This is a genomic window from Winogradskyella sp. MH6 (genome assembly GCF_022810765.1).
In the GTDB taxonomy this organism is placed as follows: domain Bacteria; phylum Bacteroidota; class Bacteroidia; order Flavobacteriales; family Flavobacteriaceae; genus Winogradskyella.
In genome coordinates, this window is sequence record NZ_CP094494.1 from 3,206,071 (window position 1) to 3,227,046 (window position 20,976).

Annotated in this window: 20 protein-coding genes; 9 read left to right on the plus strand and 11 right to left on the minus strand. The window is 33.4% G+C overall.

Going from position 1 to position 20,976, the window contains the following annotated elements; translation table 11 throughout:
* Positions 1-58: 58 nt before the first annotated feature.
* The gene (locus MST30_RS14300) at positions 59-979 is read left to right on the plus strand and encodes an AraC family transcriptional regulator (protein ID WP_243472087.1); all 921 of its coding nucleotides are present in this window, start codon (positions 59-61) and stop codon (positions 977-979) included.
* On the opposite strand, the gene MST30_RS14305 is transcribed toward MST30_RS14300, so the two are convergent.
* On the minus strand, positions 969-2,348 hold the full coding sequence (locus tag MST30_RS14305) for an alanine/glycine:cation symporter family protein (protein WP_243472088.1): 1,380 nt from the start codon (positions 2,346-2,348) through the stop codon (positions 969-971). The two genes, MST30_RS14300 and MST30_RS14305, sit on opposite strands and share 11 nt — an antisense overlap.
* A gap of 435 nt (positions 2,349-2,783) precedes the next feature.
* On the opposite strand from MST30_RS14305, the gene MST30_RS14310 reads away from it, so the two are divergent.
* The 8 genes from MST30_RS14310 (at position 2,784) to MST30_RS14345 (ending at position 9,480) form a co-directional block, all read left to right on the plus strand.
* Positions 2,784-4,244 carry an SIR2 family protein gene (locus MST30_RS14310; protein ID WP_243472089.1) on the plus strand — a complete coding sequence of 487 codons (1,461 nt, stop codon included), beginning with the start codon at positions 2,784-2,786 and terminating at the stop codon, positions 4,242-4,244.
* Positions 4,245-4,246: 2 nt separating this feature from the next.
* The gene (locus tag MST30_RS14315) at positions 4,247-4,738 is read left to right on the plus strand and encodes a TIR domain-containing protein (protein WP_243472090.1); all 492 of its coding nucleotides are present in this window, start codon (positions 4,247-4,249) and stop codon (positions 4,736-4,738) included.
* A 19-nt stretch (positions 4,739-4,757) separates the two neighbouring features.
* A complete protein-coding gene (locus MST30_RS14320) occupies positions 4,758-5,354 on the plus strand; it encodes a TIR domain-containing protein (RefSeq protein ID WP_243472091.1) in 597 nt (198 codons plus the stop codon).
* A 426-nt stretch (positions 5,355-5,780) separates the two neighbouring features.
* Positions 5,781-6,311, plus strand: coding sequence for a hypothetical protein (locus tag MST30_RS14325; protein ID WP_243472092.1), 531 nt, complete (start codon positions 5,781-5,783; stop codon positions 6,309-6,311).
* 10 nt (positions 6,312-6,321) lie between these two features.
* A complete protein-coding gene (locus MST30_RS14330) occupies positions 6,322-7,536 on the plus strand; it encodes a hypothetical protein (protein ID WP_243472093.1) in 1,215 nt (404 codons plus the stop codon).
* A gap of 28 nt (positions 7,537-7,564) precedes the next feature.
* On the plus strand, positions 7,565-8,671 hold the full coding sequence (locus tag MST30_RS14335; RefSeq protein WP_243472094.1) for a hypothetical protein: 1,107 nt from the start codon (positions 7,565-7,567) through the stop codon (positions 8,669-8,671).
* A 69-nt stretch (positions 8,672-8,740) separates the two neighbouring features.
* Complete coding sequence (locus MST30_RS14340) at positions 8,741-9,112, plus strand: DUF2200 domain-containing protein (protein ID WP_243472095.1); 372 nt, start codon at positions 8,741-8,743, stop codon at positions 9,110-9,112.
* A 17-nt stretch (positions 9,113-9,129) separates the two neighbouring features.
* The gene (locus tag MST30_RS14345; protein ID WP_243472096.1) at positions 9,130-9,480 is read left to right on the plus strand and encodes a ribose-5-phosphate isomerase; all 351 of its coding nucleotides are present in this window, start codon (positions 9,130-9,132) and stop codon (positions 9,478-9,480) included.
* Here MST30_RS14345 and bshA read toward each other — a convergent pair.
* The 10 genes from bshA to MST30_RS14395 all read right to left on the minus strand — a co-directional run bounded on the left by bshA (position 9,473) and on the right by MST30_RS14395 (position 20,884).
* Positions 9,473-10,612: an N-acetyl-alpha-D-glucosaminyl L-malate synthase BshA gene (gene bshA, locus MST30_RS14350; RefSeq protein ID WP_243472097.1), complete on the minus strand. Its 1,140-nt coding sequence runs from the start codon at positions 10,610-10,612 to the stop codon at positions 9,473-9,475. The two genes, MST30_RS14345 and bshA, sit on opposite strands and share 8 nt — an antisense overlap.
* 165 nt (positions 10,613-10,777) lie before the next feature.
* On the minus strand, positions 10,778-13,735 hold the full coding sequence (locus tag MST30_RS14355) for a serine hydrolase domain-containing protein (protein WP_243472098.1): 2,958 nt from the start codon (positions 13,733-13,735) through the stop codon (positions 10,778-10,780).
* Positions 13,736-13,856: 121 nt separating this feature from the next.
* Complete coding sequence (serB, locus tag MST30_RS14360) at positions 13,857-15,077, minus strand: phosphoserine phosphatase SerB (protein WP_243472099.1); 1,221 nt, start codon at positions 15,075-15,077, stop codon at positions 13,857-13,859.
* Between the two features lie 139 nt (positions 15,078-15,216).
* Complete coding sequence (locus MST30_RS14365; protein WP_243472100.1) at positions 15,217-15,702, minus strand: ABC transporter ATPase; 486 nt, start codon at positions 15,700-15,702, stop codon at positions 15,217-15,219.
* A 1-nt stretch (position 15,703) separates the two neighbouring features.
* The gene (locus MST30_RS14370; protein WP_243472101.1) at positions 15,704-16,342 is read right to left on the minus strand and encodes a hypothetical protein; all 639 of its coding nucleotides are present in this window, start codon (positions 16,340-16,342) and stop codon (positions 15,704-15,706) included.
* Between the two features lie 89 nt (positions 16,343-16,431).
* Positions 16,432-16,638 (minus strand): hypothetical protein, encoded by a 207-nt coding sequence (locus MST30_RS14375; protein WP_243472102.1) that lies wholly within the window; start codon positions 16,636-16,638, stop codon positions 16,432-16,434.
* 10 nt (positions 16,639-16,648) lie between these two features.
* Positions 16,649-17,431, minus strand: a complete 783-nt coding sequence (locus tag MST30_RS14380) for a (Fe-S)-binding protein (protein ID WP_243472103.1) — start codon at positions 17,429-17,431, stop codon at positions 16,649-16,651.
* 7 nt (positions 17,432-17,438) lie between these two features.
* On the minus strand, positions 17,439-18,752 hold the full coding sequence (locus MST30_RS14385; RefSeq protein ID WP_243472104.1) for a 4Fe-4S dicluster domain-containing protein: 1,314 nt from the start codon (positions 18,750-18,752) through the stop codon (positions 17,439-17,441).
* Positions 18,753-18,757: 5 nt separating this feature from the next.
* The gene (locus tag MST30_RS14390) at positions 18,758-19,699 is read right to left on the minus strand and encodes an MlaD family protein (RefSeq protein ID WP_243472105.1); all 942 of its coding nucleotides are present in this window, start codon (positions 19,697-19,699) and stop codon (positions 18,758-18,760) included.
* 54 nt (positions 19,700-19,753) lie between these two features.
* Entirely contained in the window at positions 19,754-20,884 is a 1,131-nt protein-coding gene (locus MST30_RS14395; protein ID WP_243472106.1) for an N-acetylmuramoyl-L-alanine amidase family protein, read from the minus strand.
* Between the last annotated feature and the right edge of the window lie 92 nt (positions 20,885-20,976).

Below are 20,976 nucleotides of genomic sequence, written 5' to 3' on the forward strand. Positions count from 1 at the left end.
ATTTTTGAACATATCTCTTTTTAAGACATTTTAGCATTTAATTTTCGTATTATTGAATATGACATCCTTATTAAATCAACATAGAAACAACAGAAAACTCACCACTTTGGTTGAGAACAGAACCACTTATAATGCTGAGTATGCCGAGTTGAATATCTATGAAACACATGCTTATGCTGAAAAAGTTTCGTTGACTTTTGGTTTTCCAATCATTGCAAGTATGCTGACTGGTAAGAAAGTGATGCATATTGACGGTTTTGAAACTTTTGATTTTTTCCCAGGTGAATCTGTTGTTATGCCTACTAATAAAGAAATGGTTATTGATTTTCCTCTTGCAACGGAAGAAAAACCAACACAATGCTTAGCTCTAGGCATTGATGCGTTTAAGATTGAAGAAGTTGTTCAAAAATTCAATCAAAATGTAGCTATTGAAAACGAAAACAATAATTGGGATTTAGACAATACTGCATCGCACCTTATTAATAATGTAGATGTTAACCATCTTATTGAACGTCTAACTTACACGTTTACCAACAACAATAAATCTAAAGATGTATTATTAGATTTGATGATTCAGGAATTGATCGTTAGACTACTTCAAACTAAAGCAAAGTCTCTTATTATTAATGATACCAACAATATCTTTAATGATACACGTATTGGCACAGTCATAAAATTCATCAAGGATAATCTCACCAATAAAGACATTACAGTAGATCAGCTAGCGAAGAAAGCTTATATGAGCACATCTCACTTTCATAAGCAATTTAAAAACACGCTTGGTGTGTCACCTATTGACTATATCAATTCTGAAAAAATTAAATTCGCAAAGAAATTGATAAAAGAATCTAAAGATGTGAGAATGTCTGAAATCGCTTTTAAATCTGGCTTTAATAATACGAGTTACTTCAACAGGCAATTCAAAAAAATGGAAATGATGACTCCTGCTCAGTTTAAGTCCTCCATTACTAACTCTTAGTTTTTTTTAAACTCGCAAAGTAGCGTTTAGATTCCTTCAGCACTTTTGGCGCTAATAGAATTGTGGCAATCATTGTTGGAAATGCCATAAATGCAAACACACCATCTATAAAGTTAATCATCGCCTCAAAAGGTGTAGTTGCCGCAAGAACGATGCTCAGAATATAGAAATAATTGTAATAGTGCTTTTTATCTGCACCAATTAAAAACGATAAGCATTTTGTACCATAGTACGAATAGCTAAACAACGACGACACACTAAAGAAAAACACACAAACCATTAATAAATACTGACCATAAGGCAAGGCTTGCTCAAAAGCAGAAGCCGTTAAACTTACACCATTGTCTGATGTGGTTTGCCAAACACCTGTAACCAAAATCGCTAAAGCCGTTAATGTACACACAATTAAAGTATCAATCACAGGACCAAGCATTGCTACCAAACCTTCTCTTACTGGTTCATCGGTTTTTGCTGCTCCGTGTGCCATTGGTGCTGTACCCAAACCAGCTTCGTTAGAAAATGCTCCTCGTTTTATACCATGCAATATCAATGCTCCCAAAACACCTCCTAAAAAAGGTTTGTCTTTAGGGAAGTAATCCGCAGCAAAAGCATCTGTTACAATCATAGACAAATACTTAGGAACTTCTTCAATATAGATGCCTAGTATAATCATGACCAACACAAAATACAACACTACCATAGCAGGTACCATTTTAGAAGCCCAACGACTAATACGTTGTATACCGCCAAGAATTACAATGCTTGTAAGAATTACCAAAACAATAGCAATAATAAGGTTACTACCAAAAGACACCTCTACTCCATTAGGTCTTAATATAATATCATTAATAGCCTGTTTTAGCTGATTAACATTTACCACTGGCAATGCGCCCAGCATCCCAAACACACTAAATAACACGGCTAAGAATTTCCAGTTTTTGCCAAGGCCTTCAGTAATAAAATACATTGGTCCACCTTGTATATTTCCATCACTGTCTTTACCTCTGTATAAAATCGCTAAAGTCGATGTAAAGTATTTGGTACTCATACCAACAATGGCACTTACCCACATCCAGAACATAGCACCAGGTCCACCAACCGAAATTGCTAAAGCCACACCAGCTATATTTCCCATACCTATTGTAGAGGACAACGCTGTTGTTAAGGCTTTAAAATGCGATATTTCGCCAGCATCATTGGGATTATCATACTTACCTCTCAACACGCTAATTGCATGCCCTAAATACCGAAATGGTAAAAACTGCGAACGGATTAATAAATACAAGCCACCACCAACTAGTAAGATAAGCAATGGTAAACCCCAAGCAAAGGATGAAAAGGCTGCTGTAAAATCTTCTAAAGCTTTCATGAGGTTAAAAATAATGAATCTTAAGCTTATGGTTTGGGGTTTTTTGGTCTCTCACCTTAATGATATCCCAAGGAAACCTACCTTTACTACGGTATAAAGTCGGCATATAGTCGGTATATATATGGTATAAATGTAGCTTAGTAATAGGATATTTATATGATTATACTAGTGAAACTATGTGTGTTATAGCTATGCAGAAAGGGATTGTGTTTTTTGAGGTTAAGGATATTGGTGTTGGGTGTTTGGTGTTGATGCTATGTAATATATAAAAACTACGTAAAGTTACGTATTGACTTGTTGCTTTAAAAGTGCGAACTTTGCTTCTGCCTGTCGGCAGACAGGTATTAAACGCTATAGTTCATTGAAACGGAACTATATCTTAGCGTTGTGTTTCATACAGAAAAAGCTAAGAACAAACTGAAAACATAAAATAAAATGAAGTTCACACAAAGCCAAATGAAGTTTATGAATGATTTCATAACTGAAATTAATAGTGGAGATGCAGCAATCTTCGCAGGTGCAGGACTATCTGCCGCTTCGGGTTTTGTTAATTGGAAAGAATTATTAAGGGATTTAGCAGAAGAACTAGATTTAGATATAGAAAAAGAACACGACTTAATATCGCTTGCTCAATACCATTTTAACAAATTCAAAAGAGGAAAAATAAACAATAAAATTATTAACGAATTTACTAGTCTGACAACGGGAAATGAAAATCACAAAATCCTATCTAGACTTGACATTGACACCTATTGGACAACAAACTATGACAAACTTATTGAACGAAGTTTAGAAGCGGAAGGCAAAACAGTAGAGACTAAAATTAGAAATCTTGATTTTTCAAGAAACATTAAGAAAAAAGATGCTATTGTTTATAAAATGCACGGAGATAAAGATTCCCCTGATGACGCAATTCTAACTAAAGACGATTACGAAACATATGGTGATAAAAGAGAATTTTTTTCGACTGCACTTAGAGGAGATTTGTTATCTCAAACTTTCTTATTTATTGGCTTCAGTTTTGATGACCCAAATTTAGAATACATTTTAAGTAGAATCAAAGTGCTTTTAAAAGACAATACACCAACACATTATTGTTTTTTTAAGGAGCTAAGTCAAACAGATTTCAATGATTCTGATAAGTCTGACGAGGAGAACAAGGAAGATTTTCTTTACGCCAAAATCAAACAAGAGTTAAAAATTGATGATTTAATTAGATACGGTATTCACGCTGTAATGATTAAGGAATATTCGGAAATAACCGAAATTTTATCCGAGATAGAGAAGAGAATCAAAAGACGAAATATATTTGTTTCAGGTGCTGCACACGACTATTCACCATATACAGAGTCAGATGCAAAAGATTTAATCCATTCTTTAAGTTATAGGTTGGCTCAAGATGAATATAAAATAGTTTCAGGATATGGATTAGGAATAGGAAGTATAGTTATTAATGGTGCTCTTGATTTTAAGTTAAACTCTAATTACAGAAATCTAGATGACTTATTAATTCTAAGACCATTTCCTCAAATGCAATCAGGCACAAAAAGCATTCCCGAAATATGGACGGAATATAGAAATGATATGATTTCAAAAGCAGGTATTGCAATTTTTGTCTTTGGTAATAAAATGGTTAACGGTGAATTAGTTAGCTCAAATGGTATGGAAGAAGAATTCCAAATCTGCCTCAAACATAATGTTATCCCAATCCCAATCGGTGCAACAGGCTCGGTTTCGAAGACATTTTGGGCTGAAGTTACGAGCAAATTACATAATTATTATCCGCATAACACAGATTTGTATAATGCCATAAGGGAGCTTGGAAAAGATAATTCCACAAAAAAAGAAATAATAAATAACACAATAAAAGCAATTAACATTTTACAAAAAATATAATTATGGCAAGAAAAGTATTTACAAGTTTTCATTACGTTCCTGATAATTGGAGGGCTAACCAAGTTAGAAATATGGGTAAAATTGAAGGTAACAGTATAGTAACCTCTAACAAATGGGAAGAAGTCACTAATGGCGGTGATTCTGCTATTGAAAAATGGATTGACAACAATATGTATGGTAAATCTTGTGTAGTAGTGTTTGTCGGAGAAAAAACTGCAGGTAGAAAATGGATAAAACACGAAATAAAAAAGGCTTGGAAAGATGGTAAGGGTTTAGTTGGGATACACGTTCACAATTTGAAAGATAGTGATGGCAACCAAGCTGAAAAGGGCAGAAATCCTTTTGAAGATTTTACCGTAAATGGTAAATCTCTTTCTTCTATTGTCAAGTGTTATAATCCGCCTTACTCAACCAGTACAAATGTGTATTCACATATTGAAGACAACATAGAAGATTGGATAGAAGAAGCTATAGACATAAGAGCTAATAACTAGTTGGATTAGTTACATTTGAATGGCAAGAAACGTTTATTTTTCATTTCACTATCAAGATGTGGTTGACTTTCGAGCAAATGTTGTTCGCAATAGTGGAAGGTTTAGAAAAAGCGGTGATGTTTTCCGTGATTCTTCAATTTGGGAAGAAGCAAAAGAAAAACAAGTCCTTAAGATTAAATCTCTTATAGATTCTGAATTGAAAGGCTCAAGCGTAACCTGCGTTTTAATTGGCTCAGAAACCTATTCTAGACGTTGGGTGAGATATGAAATATTCAAAAGCTTCCAAATGAAAAAAGGGCAAGTGGGTGTAGGAATAAATTGGATAAAAGATAAGTACGGCAAAACCAAATTTTGGAGAGGAGAAAATCCTTTCAGCTACCTTTCTCTAAGAGTAACGGCAGACGGAAAATTCATTGATTTGTTTGAATACAAAGAAGACAATTGGATTAAATATAAAGATTTACCTAGAATTAAGAATTCACACTTCAAAGAGAATGATTTTGGTAAAGAATATACCTTAGATGAAATCTATAATCGTTATAGCTATGAATGGAATAACGGTAAAGAAAATTTTCAAAATTGGATTGAAGAAGCGGCAATAAATGCAAACAGATAATTCAAGAAAGAACAAAAGAAAAAGAAGTACGAAAACACAATAATACATATAAAAAATAGGCGAAACAGTAGTAAATTCGAGGGTTGTGGCTCGTATCAAACTTTGTGCATAACCGAAAATTTGGTGCTTCGAAATCGCCTACTTTTCATATACTCAACGATAAGCGTAACTTCCAAAAACCACCCAAGATGAAACATATTGCATTCAACACTTGGTGCAAGTGTATCTGTTTAAAACAATGTTTTCAAAAAATAAATTCCCTTATCTGTGGATATCGGAATGTGCTATCTAAACGGTCATTTACTTCAAAATGAACATTCATTAGTATTAAAACAAATACATGCAACTTATTTAAGCCATTGATTATCAAAAAATAAAACCTTAAATTAGCTTTGCTTTATTTATATTAATCCTAATCAAACTAATATGCCTTACACCAAAAGAAACATCGATAATGGGTATGAGTTTAATGTACAACCCGAAAAAGCACCCTCAATTGCAAAAATACTTCTACCTTTATTGATAATACCCTTGTTATTAATAATGTGCTCAGGACCAATAGTTGTTATAACTTCTACTGTAATAATAGGTGCAATTATTTATTTTATGCAAAAAAGCACCAAGTATACTTTACACAGACAGCCAAGCTCATTTACTGTAACCTCGGATAAAATAACAAAACAAGGTAATGATTATAACAAAGAGGATATTCATCGTATAATAATACGAAACCATGTAGATGAGGAATATGTATTTATATCTAATTATCAGAGTTATCATAATCCTGCTTCTACTGCTGGTGCTTTAAAACTAAGACAGCAGCTAATAAATGTTTCTTACAGAGTAGATATAGAATGTGGAGGATATCCCACTACACTAGCTGGTGGAATAAACGAACCAACGGCATATGCTTTGCTGAGTGATATTAGCAAGGTTTTAGATTATAAAATATCCTAAAACTAACAACATGAAAAATTTCAAACTGTTTTATTGTTTAGCTTTTATAGTATTTGCATCAATCCTATCTTCAAACAAGCTTTTTTCCCAAGACAATTATTTTCAAGAAAACATAAAAAATTGGGATTACTATAAAGACTCTAAATGGGAACTGATTTTTAAAGACACACAAACTGAATATTACCTGCGGTTAAATACTCGGGCTTCAGATTTTGGTCGTATGGCATACCTAATAGCCATACACACTGTAAAAGACGATGACACACCATTATACCCTTATAAAAAAGTGAAGCATGGTATTGTTATTGAAAAACAGGCCGTAGATTATATATGTAACTCTCTACTCCCTGAGGTAAAAGAAAGAAAGCCAGATACTTACGGATTGATAATTAGGAATTATGTTAAAGGAGTACATTTAACCGGAATCAACCCAATAGACTGGATGAATAAATATGAAGGAGAATTAATTAAGCTAACCATTGCTAGTTATGGAAATGGCCATGAAACTTTAGCACATTATCACATGGACACAGAATATGCTATGACCGTAAATGAAGCAAAAGCTTTAAGAGAACGGTTAGAGAAAAATCCAATTTCTGGCGAAGAAAGGATAAAATTAGAAATGGCCACTGCTGAATTTGTAAAAAATGGTGATGTAGCAGAAGATTTTCAAAAAGAAGGTTTCATTTATCACGACAATACGTTTTGGGAAAAGTCCTGGCTATGGGATTACCCCAACAAAGGTATTTTAAGTGCTATGGCAAATGAAGCTGCAATAGATTATAGAACAAATATATTAAAACATATATTTCATGGAAACTTTGAGAAAATCCAAAAACGACACAATATTAAAGAATACATCATTGCATTTCTTTTTACATATTCAAAAAATTGCGAGGACTATTTAGGGGACTATGAACATTTTAAGCTTACCAATACAGTTACTAAAGTTAACAACTATGGTGCTGTTAGAGGTTCGTGGACTGAGGATTTGGGCTCAATTAAAGTACCTATTCGTTTTAAAGAATATTTTAACAGTAACTACTCTAGCTATTCTTATGTTGATTTATGCCTAAAGGATATGGAAGATATGATTAAAAAATTGGGGTGCGATTGTAAAGAAATAAACCAAATAGAAGAAAATCTTTATCAGTTATCACAAAACAAAGAATCTATACAAACATTGAACAAACTTCCTAAAGGAGAAGAATGTTATTTCGATTAAGTTCAAAACAAAAATCAATACAATCAACATGATAAAGCATATAATCATTTTTGCCATTTTGCTAGCATGTAATCTGTCACCTGCACAAAAGTGTAATAAACTAAAAGAATGGACCAATGTAGTATTAAAGGAATTTCCAGAAAGAAATTTAGATAAACACGATTACGCTTTTGTAAAAAGAGTAGCTTTTAATTTGTTTTCAGACGAATATTTTGAACCTTACTTCAAAAAACCATTTGATAAACTATATAAAATGCAACAAACAGGTTTTGAAAAAAGATTTGAAAAATGTAAAAATAAAGACGGATTAACTTGGCAGGCCAACAACTCATTATTAAGTTATTTTAGAGATAATTTTGGAGAGACTACAAAAATGGTCTTAGAAGCACGAAAACTAAATAATGAGTATAATGAGTTAAAAAATGAGATATTGCAAAGTGACATAAGCACATTAGACTTAAACAAATTTTTAAATCCTTTAAGGTTTAAGTACAAATTATTATTTCCCTCAAAAACAGATTCTCTAATAAATTTACTAACTAGAGAACAAGAAAAAAGAAAATCTAATACAGAAGCATCAAGAATAAATTCAATAATTCTGAGCATAAACAACGCCTCTACTTTAGATAAAATTTCAACTATAAAGAGCGGCAATGAATGGTTTCTATCCAAGTTAAGTAACGAACAAAAAAACATTGTAAACCAAGCTATTCAAGACCAAACAAATAAAGTTTTAGAAGTAGAACTTACGGCTATATTAAAAACTCAAAAAAGTAAACAGTATTCACTTTATCAAGATATAAAAGTAATAGATGCAGAGTCTTCTGCTTTTTTTGTCAAATATTTTGATTATCGTCTTGGAGTTGATTTGTTTGAAGAAATTATAACGCTTTATAAAAAACAACATCTTGAGGTTTTAATTGCCAATAAAAACGAAATCCTTAAACGCATAAATAAATCTAGAACCAAATACCAACTGAAATATATTGAGACAGAGTATCTAAATTTTGATGACAAAGCTAAATATATATACTATGATTATTTTGATGACACTGAGGATAAAAAAAGGTTTTTAAATTTTAAAGAAGCTCTTTTAAACGAAATAAAAAGAAGAAAAGATGAATTAAAAATATAATAGCGGTATTATTAATGACGTTAAAGCGTAGTTCTCAAAATCAATATCTTCATAAAAGCAAATAAACGAATGAATAAATCTGACACCAGCCACCACGATGAGCGTATTGCTAATATGAGCTTTGCGTCTGTGTATCCGCATTACGTTACCAAAGTTGAAAAGAAAGGTAGAACCCAAGAAGAACTTCACGAAGTGATAGAATGGTTAACGGGTTATGATGCGCATAAACTTAAAGAAATTATTGAGCAGAAAACTAACTTTAAAGCCTTTTTTGAAAATGCTAATCTTAACGAGAATGCTCATCTTATAAAAGGCGTTATCTGCGGTTATAGAGTTGAGGAGATAGCTAACAATACAACACGTCAGTGTAGGTATTTAGACAAATTGGTTGACGAGTTGGCTAAGGGTAAGAAAATGGAAAAAATCTTGCGTCAAGCTTAAATTTTCCAATTCAAAACATGCCAAAAACCTTATATCGCATTTATGTTGTAGAACTCTCTAAACGTGTCTTTACTGAGAACACAAAATTCAGAACTGCTAACCCACAATACAATGGTGTGCTGGAGTGCTTGTATGTTGGTATGACAAGCAAAAGTCCTAAAGAACGCTTTGAACAACATAAAACAGGCTACAGAAATAAAAAAGGACATAAACTATCTTCTAATATTGTAGAAAAATACGGCTTGTATCTTAGGCCAAGTCTTTATAATCACATAGATCCTTTTTTAACCCGAAAAGAGGCCTTAATTGCCGAAAAAGCAATTGCTCTAGAGTTGCGTAGAGAACGTTATGCTGTTTGGTTTAATTAGATACTAATAGCTTATCTAAAGTTTCTTCGTAAATAGCTTCGTATTGTGGCACAATAGCATGAATATCAAACTTCTTGGATTGGGCTTTCGCATTTGCTTTAAAGGTTTTTAAAGTATCAGCGTCTTTAAGGATTTTAATAGCATTGGCAGACATGTCCGCAACAGCGTTGACATCACTTAAATACCCTGAATAGCCATCAATATTCACTTCTGGTAATCCGCCTGTGTTAGTAGATATTACTGGCACTCCACTTGCCATAGCTTCTAGTGCAGCTAAACCAAAACTTTCGGTTTGCGATGGTAGCAAAAATAAATCGCTAAAACAAAGGATGCGATCTATTTCATTACTATTTCCAAAGAAAATAACCTTATCGCTAATGCCTAATTCTTCAACCAAATTTTCAGCAGTTTCCTTCTCTGGACCTTCACCTACCATCATAAGTTTAGCTGGTAATTCTTTCTGAACATTATAAAAAACCTTAATCACATCTGGTATTTGCTTTACTTCTCGCATATTACTGATATGTGTAATAATAAACTCATCATCTTTTGCCATCATAGCACGTTGACAATCGGTAAAATTATTGACATGCTTGTCTAAATCTATAAAATTAGGAACCACATAAATGTCCTTTTTAATATCAAAAAGACGCATGGTGTCCTTTTTTAAACTTTCTGAAACTGAAGTCACTGCATCAGATTTATTGATGCTAAAGCTTACAGCTGGTTTATAAAACGGATGACTACCAACTAGTGTAATATCTGTACCGTGAAGTGTTGTAACAATTGGTACTAGAATGCCTTTTTCTAAGAGCATTTGTTGCGCCATATAAGCAGCATAAGCATGAGGAATTGCATAATGAACATGCAACAACTCTATACCATAAAGTTGTACCATATCTACCAACTTACTGGAAAGCGCCAGTTCATAAGGTTGATAATGAAACAAAGGATATTCTGGCACGTGTACTTCGTGAAAATGTACGTTATTACTCAACAATTCTAAACGTACTGGCTGACTATAGGTTATAAAATGAATTTCGTGCCCTCGCTTAGAGAGTTCTAAACCTAATTCTGTAGCTACTACACCACTACCGCCAAATGTTGGGTAACAAACAATTCCTATTTTCATATTTTAAAAAGCAATAATCCATGTCACCTTGAGCGCAGTCGAAAGGTCAAACTGAGTTTTTAGTAAAAGGTTTCGACTGCGCTCAACCTGACAATAAAATCAAAGGATAAAGTTATCTTTTTTACAGCCCAAAGGCTAATTTTTAGCACTTTTTAACTTATACGATTAGTCAATTATAGCTTCGTAAATTAGGCGCTGAATCTCTGTTCTTATGTTTTCTCTGAGTAATAGATTTTTACCAGCTTCTGGATAGGTTCTATTAGCCAAAAAGACATAAACGATTTCTTCTTCAGGATCTGCCCAAGCATAGGTACCTGTGAATCCTGAATGCCCGAAACTAGTCATAGAAATACATCCACAGGTTGGACCTTCTTCTCCTAATTGTGGTTTGTCAAAACCTATACCTCTCCTATTATCACTTTCGCAATAATAACAGGTGTTGAACTTATCTATTGTTTCGGATTTAAAGTAGCGTTTGCCACCATAAAAACCTTTTTGTAAATACATCTGCATAATTTTAGCCACATCGTTGGCATTGCTAAAAATACCTGCATGACCACCAATTCCTCCTTGCATTGCTGCTCCCATATCGTGCACATAACCATGTACTTTTTTGTATCTATAATAGTTATCTACTTCTGTTGGTACAATATCTTTAAGACTGAATGTTTGTCTTGGATTGTATGTTGTGTAGTTAGCACCTAGTGATTTGTAAAACCGATCTTGAGTGATTTCATGTAAAGATTTATCATAGAAGCCTTCTAGATATTTCTTCAAAATATAATATGGTAAATCGCTGTAACGATAACGAAGACTAGATAACAAATCACTTTCTTTTATAATTTCTTGAATAGAATCCTTGTAATCATTGCGCATAAAAAGCGTATTGGTAACTTCTACCTCAAAACCTTTTGTAGGTTTGGTTCTGTAGTATTTAGGGTCTGGTTTTTTGGTTACAGAATCTAAAGTTGCATAATAAAAAGGAATCCAAGGTTTTAACTGCGCATAGTGCGACAACATCTTTTTTAATGTGATGTTCTTCTTATTAGACTTTTTATACTCAGGAAGCAAGTCGCCCAACTTAGAATCTAAAGACACAGAACCTTGCTGCTCTAGTTCCATAAGCACAGGAAGAGTAGCGAGAATCTTTGTTAAAGATGCCACATCATAAATATCATCAAAATCTACCTTGTTCTTTTTTGAATAGGTATGATACCCAAAATTCTTGCTGTAAATGACTTTTCCTCGCCTAGCCACCAAAAGCTGAATACCTGGAGTCATTCTGTTTTTAACGGCATGATTAGCTACAGAGTCTATTCTACTTAAACGCTCAGAGTCCATACCAACACGTTCTGGTAACCCATAACTAAGACTCGATAATGAATTGTAGGTAATACCAGTGCCTACCGGAAAAAACGCTCCTGCACTTACAGGCAGTTTACCTTTAGCATCTATACCACCAAAAATAAGTTGTGCAGATTTTTGTTGTGCAATATCACTATTCTGATAGCTCATTACAATGGCTTCTATATTTTCTACAGAAAGCAAATCATTTAACGCATATGGTCTGGCAAATACATCTAAAATTACGGTAGTCTTTCTAGAAATTTCATACAACCAAGCCAATTCTTTTTGTGAGAACTCGTAAGCTTTCCAAGGGTTGTCATTAGACTTATGAAAACCGATCACCACAGTATTATAATTCTGTAGTTTGGTAATAATTTCGTCTAGCTTTTCACCTTTTATATGATGGACTTTAGTGTACTTTTTTAGTTCGTTATAAAATGCCGAACCACTAACATCTCCTAATTCTACATAAGCCACATTTTTGGTCTGCAAATCTCTAAGTGGCAACAAATTATTTTTATTCTTCACCACCGTAATTGCATTCTCCATAAGGCTTTCGTAAAGCACATCGTCTTTAATTCTGTTTAAATCATTATCTAAACCATACAAACCAATTGGAGAGTAGTTATGCAAACCAACCTTGTACTTTGCCATAAGGATTTTCTTAACCGAATGAGATAAGCGCTCTTCGGTTATTTTTTTATTTTCATAAGCATCTATAATCCTATTGATGCCTTTTTCAGGATTTTCAGACATTAATAAAACATCATTCCCTGCAAGAAATGCCATTAAATCTATTTCTCCACCAGTAGAAAGTGTTCCGGTAGTAATGCCATCAACGTTTTTTGCTACATAATCCGCTGCACCTTTCATGGTTAAAGCATCTGTAAAAATTAAGCCTTTAAAGCCTAATTCGCCTTTTAGAATATCTGTTACAATATGTTTTGATAAAGATGACGGAAACCCTCTTTGCTTTTCTAAACTTGGAATATTAAGGTGCGCAACCATAACGCTAGACAAACCCTCGTTTATGAGTTTTCTATAAGGATACAACTCAATAGAATCTATTCGTTTTTCGCTAAAAGACACAGTTGGTAAGGTTTTGTGCGAATCATCTTCGGTATCACCATGACCAGGAAAATGCTTAGCATTGGCTAATACACCAGCACTTTGCATACCATTCATAAAGGCTAAACCTTTAGCAGTAACATTATCTCTGTCTTCTCCAAAAGATCGGTTGCCAATGATAGGGTTTTTTGGATTGGTATTAATATCAACCACAGGAGCAAAATTAAAGTGTACACCTAAGCGCTTGCAGTGTTCTCCTATTTGTCTTCCGGTTTGTTCTACCAAACTATCATTTGTAATGGCTCCAAGTGTCATATTCCAAGGAAAAGCGTAGGTAGAATCTAAGCGCATACTCAAACCCCATTCAGCATCCATACCTACTAATAATGGTACTTTTGATGCTGCTTGTAAAAGGTTGTTTAATTTAGCTTGTCTATGTGGTCCTCCTGTTGAGTAAATAACACCTCCTATGTGTTGATCTTTAATTAAATTAACAATCTTATTGTTAGCTTTATCATTATCTTTAGAAAACACCTGAACCATAAAAAGCTGACCTACACGCTCTTTTAAGGTCATAGATTTATAAATACTATCTACCCATTTTTGTTGTTGAGCAGCATCTTTAGTTAACAATGGATTGGGTGTTGCTTCTTGGGCAAAATTAAGCTGAACACAAAAAGCTATAAGAATAAGGGACAAATATCGCATGAAAATCTTTTATCGTTTCTAAATTAAATAACGAATACCATGCCAAAATAGCATATTTAATAAGAAGTAAAAAAGACTTTAGGATAGTTTTATAAACCGTATAATTAACAGTTAAAGGTCGTTATACCAAATCTATATGGCGATCGTGATAGCCCAACAAATAAAGAACACCATCTAGACCAATACTTGATATTGAATTTTGAGCATTATCCTTAACTTTTGGTTTGGCATGAAAGGCAATGCCCAAACCAGCAAGATTAAGCATTTGCAAATCGTTAGCACCATCACCAATAGCTATGGTTTGTTGAATATCAATACCCATATTATCCGCCAATAACTGAAGATACTCTGCTTTTTTATTACCATCTACAATATCACCAATATAACCGCCAGTCAATACTCCATCTTTAATCTCTAACTCATTTGCAAAAACAAAATCTATATCTAATTTTTCCTGAAGATATCTACCAAAATAGGTAAAACCACCTGAAAGAATAGCGGTTTTATAACCGTAATTATGTAGCGTATCTATTAGTCGTCTTGCGCCTTGAGTAATTGGCAAATTCTCTGCGATATCTTTTAAAACATCTTCGCTAAGACCTTCTAAAAGCTTCATTCGTTTTTTGAAACTTTCCTGAAAATCGATTTCGCCTTGCATGGCAGATTCCGTAATGGCTTTAACCTTTTCTCCTACTCCTGCGCGTTCTGCAAGTTCGTCTATAACTTCAGTCTGAATTAATGTAGAATCCATATCAAAGCACACCAAACGACGATTACGTCTAAACATACTATCTTCCTGAAAAGCAATGTCTACATCTAAATCTTGTGAAATCTCCATAAATCTTGATGTAAACTCAGATTTATCATTCAGCTTTCCTCTGATGGATAACTGAATGGATGCTCTTGGATATTCCTCTTCTTTGATTAAAGAAGTACGACCCGTTAATCGTTTAATAGAATCTATATTCAGGTTTTTTTCTGAAATAACTTTAGTGACTTCAGAAATTTGTTCGGCTTTTAGCTTTTCGCCTAAAATGGTAACGATATAGCGATCCTTACCTTGCATACTTACCCAATGCTCATAGTTTTCTAAGGAAATTGGAGTGAACTTGGCTGTAATACCCAATTCATAAGCCTTGAATAATAAATCCTTTAGTACAGCTGCTGATTTCTTTCCAGACTTTATTTCAAATAGCATCCCAAGCGATAAGGTATCGTGAATATTAGCCTGACCTATATCTAAAATTTTAGCATCATATGCTGCTAAAACACTAGTTAAAGACGATGTTAAGCCTGGTTTATCTTGCCCTGAGATGTTTAATAAGAAAATATCAGTACCCACTTTCTATTGAAGATTTACAATTTTAGAATGACGAATTTGGTACTGTAAAAATCAACATTCTTTCTAAGAAATGAAAATTATTAAACATACAAATACCGTAATTTTTAGGCGTATTTACTGAGAATTCAATAAGTAAAAACTACTTAATAAATCTGCTATGCCAACTCTCACTTGCAGGAACTTCCCAGTTCTCCTTAAACTCTGCGATATTAGTTACCAGATTATTAAAGACTATGGTGTTTTTAGATACGGAATTGTTTTTAGCCATTTTTTTGAAATCCATTAATGGCTTATATGCAATGAATTCTCCTTGTTTGAAGGACACATTCATCTTATCCATTAAGTCTACATTATAATCTTTCTCTAACTCTTGAATAAAATGAACAGAAGCGTCTATAGAGCAACCTGTTGCCATATTAAGATTTTGATTTAAGGCAATAACAATAAAGCGTTTATAAACAATCTTAAATGCAGCTTGCAGGTCTTTACCATGTGCAGTCCAAGCTTCAATAAAGGTTTCAAGTTTAGAGGATAACTCGGTTATTTCTTCTTCAGAAAAGCTTCGATTGGCTTGGTAAATCCAAACTCGTGATTCTTCTGGTAATGTATCAAAGTCTACTAACATATTAAAGGGCTTCTAGCTTGGTAATTACTTTTTTGGTTATGTATTGCTTCTCACTTAAATCAAACAATTCTACCTCTTTAAATGTCACTGTATACGATTTACCAAAGTTAGATTTCTTAAGAAGCTCATACCCTTCAAACTCTTCAGTGATTAAAAAAATATGTGTTTTGTCAAAATCGTCTTTAGCTTCAAAATAGGAAATAGCATCATTGTTCATAGAGATTAGTTCTACCTCTATGGTTAATCCTATATCAGTAGAATCGTCCAAGCCAACGTCATCATCGTCATCAGACACAATATCTACCAACTCTTCTGACGAAAAAATAGATAAAAAATCTTCTACACAAATACCAGCCATAGCAACACCTACATCCTCACCAACTTCTTCTATGTCTTCTAATGTTTTTTTACTGTAATATCTAGATTTAGACTTGTGTGCATTAAAACTTTCAATTAAACAAAGTCCTAAAGCCACTTCCTTATCTTCCATTTTATCTGTTTTGCTTATTTTTTTCTTAGCAATACATTCGCATGTGTCTTCTGCCATTAGCTCTACAACTTCTTCTTTTGACTTCTTTTGAGCATAACTATTTACACCAAAAAGTATAACTAGTATTAAAAGTGCTGTTTTCTTTATCATATATTTTTTATTGGGAATTTACAATCAAATAGATTATCAAAAAAATCAATACTCCTTGTGATTTTTGTTGGGTATAAAATTTCTTAACATTATTTCTTGTTTCTGTATTGGTACTGATACCTATAGGTTAGCGCAGAAAAAACACCAAAAGCAAAAAAATAATAAAATACTCTTAGAAGAGAAAACTTATCATCTGTAAAATAGTGATAATACACCTCCATTAAAAGGGTAAAAATCAACCCATTTAATAAGCCATTTATAATCACTTTTTTTAAGGGAACAGGTTGTTTTTTCATAGTATTACCTCTAAGAATTAGCAATTAACTCTGCTATATCCAATACCGAGATTTCGTTTTCTTTCTCCTTAGCTTTTACACCATCGGTCATCATGGTATTACAGTACGGACAACCCGTAGCAATAATATCTGGTTTTGTTTCTAGAGCATCTTCGGTTCTTAAAACGTTAATGTCCATATTACCTTTTTCTGGTTCTTTAAACATTTGCGCGCCACCAGCTCCACAACATAATGCCGTGTTTTTATGACGCTTCATTTCTACTAAATTGGCATTGGTATTTTTTAGCACTTCTCTTGGAGCATCATATTCACTATTGGCACGACCTAAATAACAAGGGTCGTGAAATGTTATACGTTTGCCTTTATAGGTATTACCTTCTAAGGTTAAACGACCAGAACTTATAAGCTCTTTTATAAATTGTGTATGGTGCACCACGTCGTAATTACCACCGAGACTTGGATATTCGTTTTTTAAGCAATTGAAAGAATGCGGATCGCAAGTAACGATGCGTTTTACTTCGTAGGCATTTAAAACCTCAATATTCATCATGGCTTGCATCTGAAATAAAAACTCATTACCAGCACGTTTTGCAACATCACCTGTATTGCTTTCTTCTTCACCTAATACAGCAAAATCTACATTGGCCTTGTTTAAAATTTTAACAAAAGCCTTTGATATTTTTTTTGCTCTATCATCATAACTACCAGCAGAACCTACCCAAAATAAAATTTCGGGTTGCTTCCCTTCTGCCATAAGCTCTGCCATTGTTGGCACTTTTAGTTGTTCGCTCATAGTTCTATTAATCTTCGTTAACCCAATTTAAACGATCCATTTGGTTATAAGGCCAAGGTGCACCGTTGTTTTCAATATTAGTCATCATATTATTCAGCTCCATTGGTGCAGCACTCTTTTCCATGACTAAATAACGACGCATTTCTAAAATTATAGACAATGGATTAATACTTACAGGACATTCTTCTACACAAGCATTACACGTGGTACATGCCCAAAGTTCTTCATTAGTTATGTAATCTCCAAGAAGTTGTTTTCCGTCATCTTTAAATTCTCCACCATTTGCATCGATGTTCTTACCTACTTCTTCCAAACGATCACGCGTATCCATCATAATCTTACGTGGCGACAATTTCTTGCCTGTTAAGTTAGCAGGACATGAGGATGTACAACGACCACACTCTGTACAAGTGTATGCATTGAGAAGCTGAATTTGGTTTAAATCCATAACATCACTGGCACCAAACTTGGCTGGCACCTCTTCCTCAGCTCCCTCAGGTGCTGCTGCAAACGGATCTGCATTAGGATCCATCATTAGCTTTACTTCATTAGTAACGGCTTCTAAGTTGTTGAACTTTCCTTTTGGTTCTACACTTCCGAAATAAGTATTTGGAAACGCCAAAAGGATATGCAAGTGTTTAGAAAAATAGAGGTAATTTAAAAAGATTAATATACCCACAATATGTAACCACCAAGCTGAACGTTCTATAATATGTAACGTATCAGTATTATCTCCAAACCATGGTGCTATAAACTGCGAAATAACATTACCATGCCCTAAATTTTGAAACGTTGTGTCTGTGGCATTCATTACTAGAAATAAACACATTAATACCACTTCAAAATACAAAATAATGTTACCATCATTCTTTGGCCAACCTTTCATTTCTGAACTAAGGAAGCGTTTTAGTTTAATGACATTACGTCGTAACCAAAACACAACTACAGCAACGAGTACCAATACCGCTAAAATTTCGAAGGCACCAATTAGAAAACCGTAAACAGACTCTGGTAAAACTTTAAGTCCTATACGATGTGTACCGAAAAGACCATCTATAATGATTTCTAAAACTTCAATATTAATAATGATAAAACCAATATAAACTACAATATGCAGAAAGCCTGCTATTGGTCGTTTTACCATTTTGCTTTGCCCTAAAGCTATTCTGGCCATATTTCGCCAGCGTTCGCTCTTATGATCACTAGCATCGACTTCTCTACCAAGCTTAATGTTGCGAATAAGTGTCTTAATATTTTTTGCAAAATAACCGATACCCAAAACCAGGATAACTGCAAAAAGTATATTTGGTATATATTCCATAAAAATTAATTCTTTTGGTCTTCTGTTGGTGGTTGATACGGAATTTCTTTCTTAGATAAAATCCTTCTGTATCGTGCAGGATGTAATTTTATATCGAGTAATAACTCCTCCATTTCTTTAGACGCTGCTTCAAGATTATTATAAAGGGCATCGTCATTAAGTAGTTTACCAAGTGTACCATCATTACTGTTTACACTTGCCAATAATGTATTTATTGAAGTTAAAGACTCATCAAACTTTGAAATGGTTTTAGCCAACTCTATATCTTTTATATCATCTGAAAGCTTCGATAAGTTTTCACTTGTTACACTGAAGCTACTCAGAATCTCTGCAATTTTATTGTCATTTTCTTTTATAACACCTTGAACAGAATAAGATAAAGACTTAAAGGATTTAAGCGTAGCATTTAATTCTTCAATAGTACTTTTTAATCCAGCTTCTGAGTCATCAACTACCATCTTATTAAGATTGGTCATTAATGTATCTGCTGAACGAAGAGTACTGTCTAAATCTGTACTTAGACCTGAAAAATTACTTTTTAATGAGGTGATTAAGCCTGGTTGTACTTCAGATGGAATAAAATCACCTGGTTTAGCTAATTCTCCTTGGTTTGAATTTACAATAGCAAGCGCATTACCTCCCATTAAACCTGTTTCATAGAGTCTAATAACACTACTTTTAGAAAACTTTAATTTAGGATTTACGGAAAAATACACCCTAGTTTTACCAGTCTCAAAATCGTATTTAATCTCTTCTACCTTACCTACCTTATTACCTTTAACGGTTACAGAAGATGATGGACTGAGCGCATTATAATCAAACTCGGTATAATACGTATTGGTATTGGAGAAAAGATCATCTCCTTTTAAAAACGTAAATAAATAAACGAAAAGGGCAATACCAGATAATACTAATACTGCTGTTTTAACTTCTCTAGAAATTTTCAATGGGCTTAGATTTGATTGAAAACAAAATTAGGAATAAAATTATAAATAATAATTCTAATTAGTGGCAGATTTTAAAGCCTCGTCTAGCTCTATTTGCTCACCTTTTTTATTATAGGCAACCACAAAGCTAGAGGTATACCCTTTAGACTTTGCTTCTTCTTGTAGTTGCTTTACCTTATTGTAATCTGAAGTGCTTCCGTAAAAATACTTATAGAGTTTGCCTACTTTGAGTTTACTAATATCTGATAACCCATTAAAATTATAAGATTTCGTTTCTAAGTCTTTAGAACTCGCAGCAATCTGTACTTTAAAGGTAATGCCTTCATACACCAATGGTAAATTCTCTAAAGTCTCTACCGTTTCGGTATCTAGTTTTTCGGTGCCTAAAATACTGCTGCCTACATTATCATCTAGCTCTTTCTTGTAATCTATAATAGCATCTTTTATTGCATTGGCAACTTTTACCTGACCACTTTTTGAATTTAAAAAAGCCCCTTCAGTTTTGTTGGTAATAAAACCTGTCTCTATTAAAACACTTGGCATATATGTATTATGCATAACCCATAAACTAGCTTGTTTTAAACCTCTACTTTTTCGCTTGGCTTTACCTTTAAAATTATCTTCAATTTTTCGTGCCAATACAATACTCTGTTCAACGTAAACTTCTTGCTCAATAGTTAAAGCAATGGTAGATTCTGCCGAGCTTGGATCAAAGCCCTCATAATGCTGTTCATAGTTATCCTCTAAAAAGATTACTTCGTTTTCAGCTTTAGCTACTGCCATATTTCGTTCTGAATTCTTAGCTCCTAAAACAAAAGTTTCAGTTCCAGAAGCTTGAGAATGATGAGCATTACAATGTATAGACACAAAAAGATCAGCATCTGCCTTATTAGCTATTTTTGCTCTGTTTTTTAACGTTACAAATACATCTGTTTTTCGCGTATATATAACCTTGAAATCATTATTCTTCTCTAGTTCTGCTCCTAATAATAATGTTATTTTTAATGCTATATCTTTTTCTTTGTAACCATTCTCTGTAGGTCTCCCAGGATCATGACCACCATGACCTGCATCTAAAACCACAACAAACTTATCGTCTTGTGCATGTAATGATGTAAAGCATGTTAAAGAAGTGATAAAAGTGAGAACTATGAATACTATTATATATTTTCGTTTCGTTTGCATATTTAATCTAACGGTTTATAAACTCGAATTATTACGCAGTATAGTTAGTAATATCTATTTTTAAACTTTAGAAATTTAATAAGATAATCACA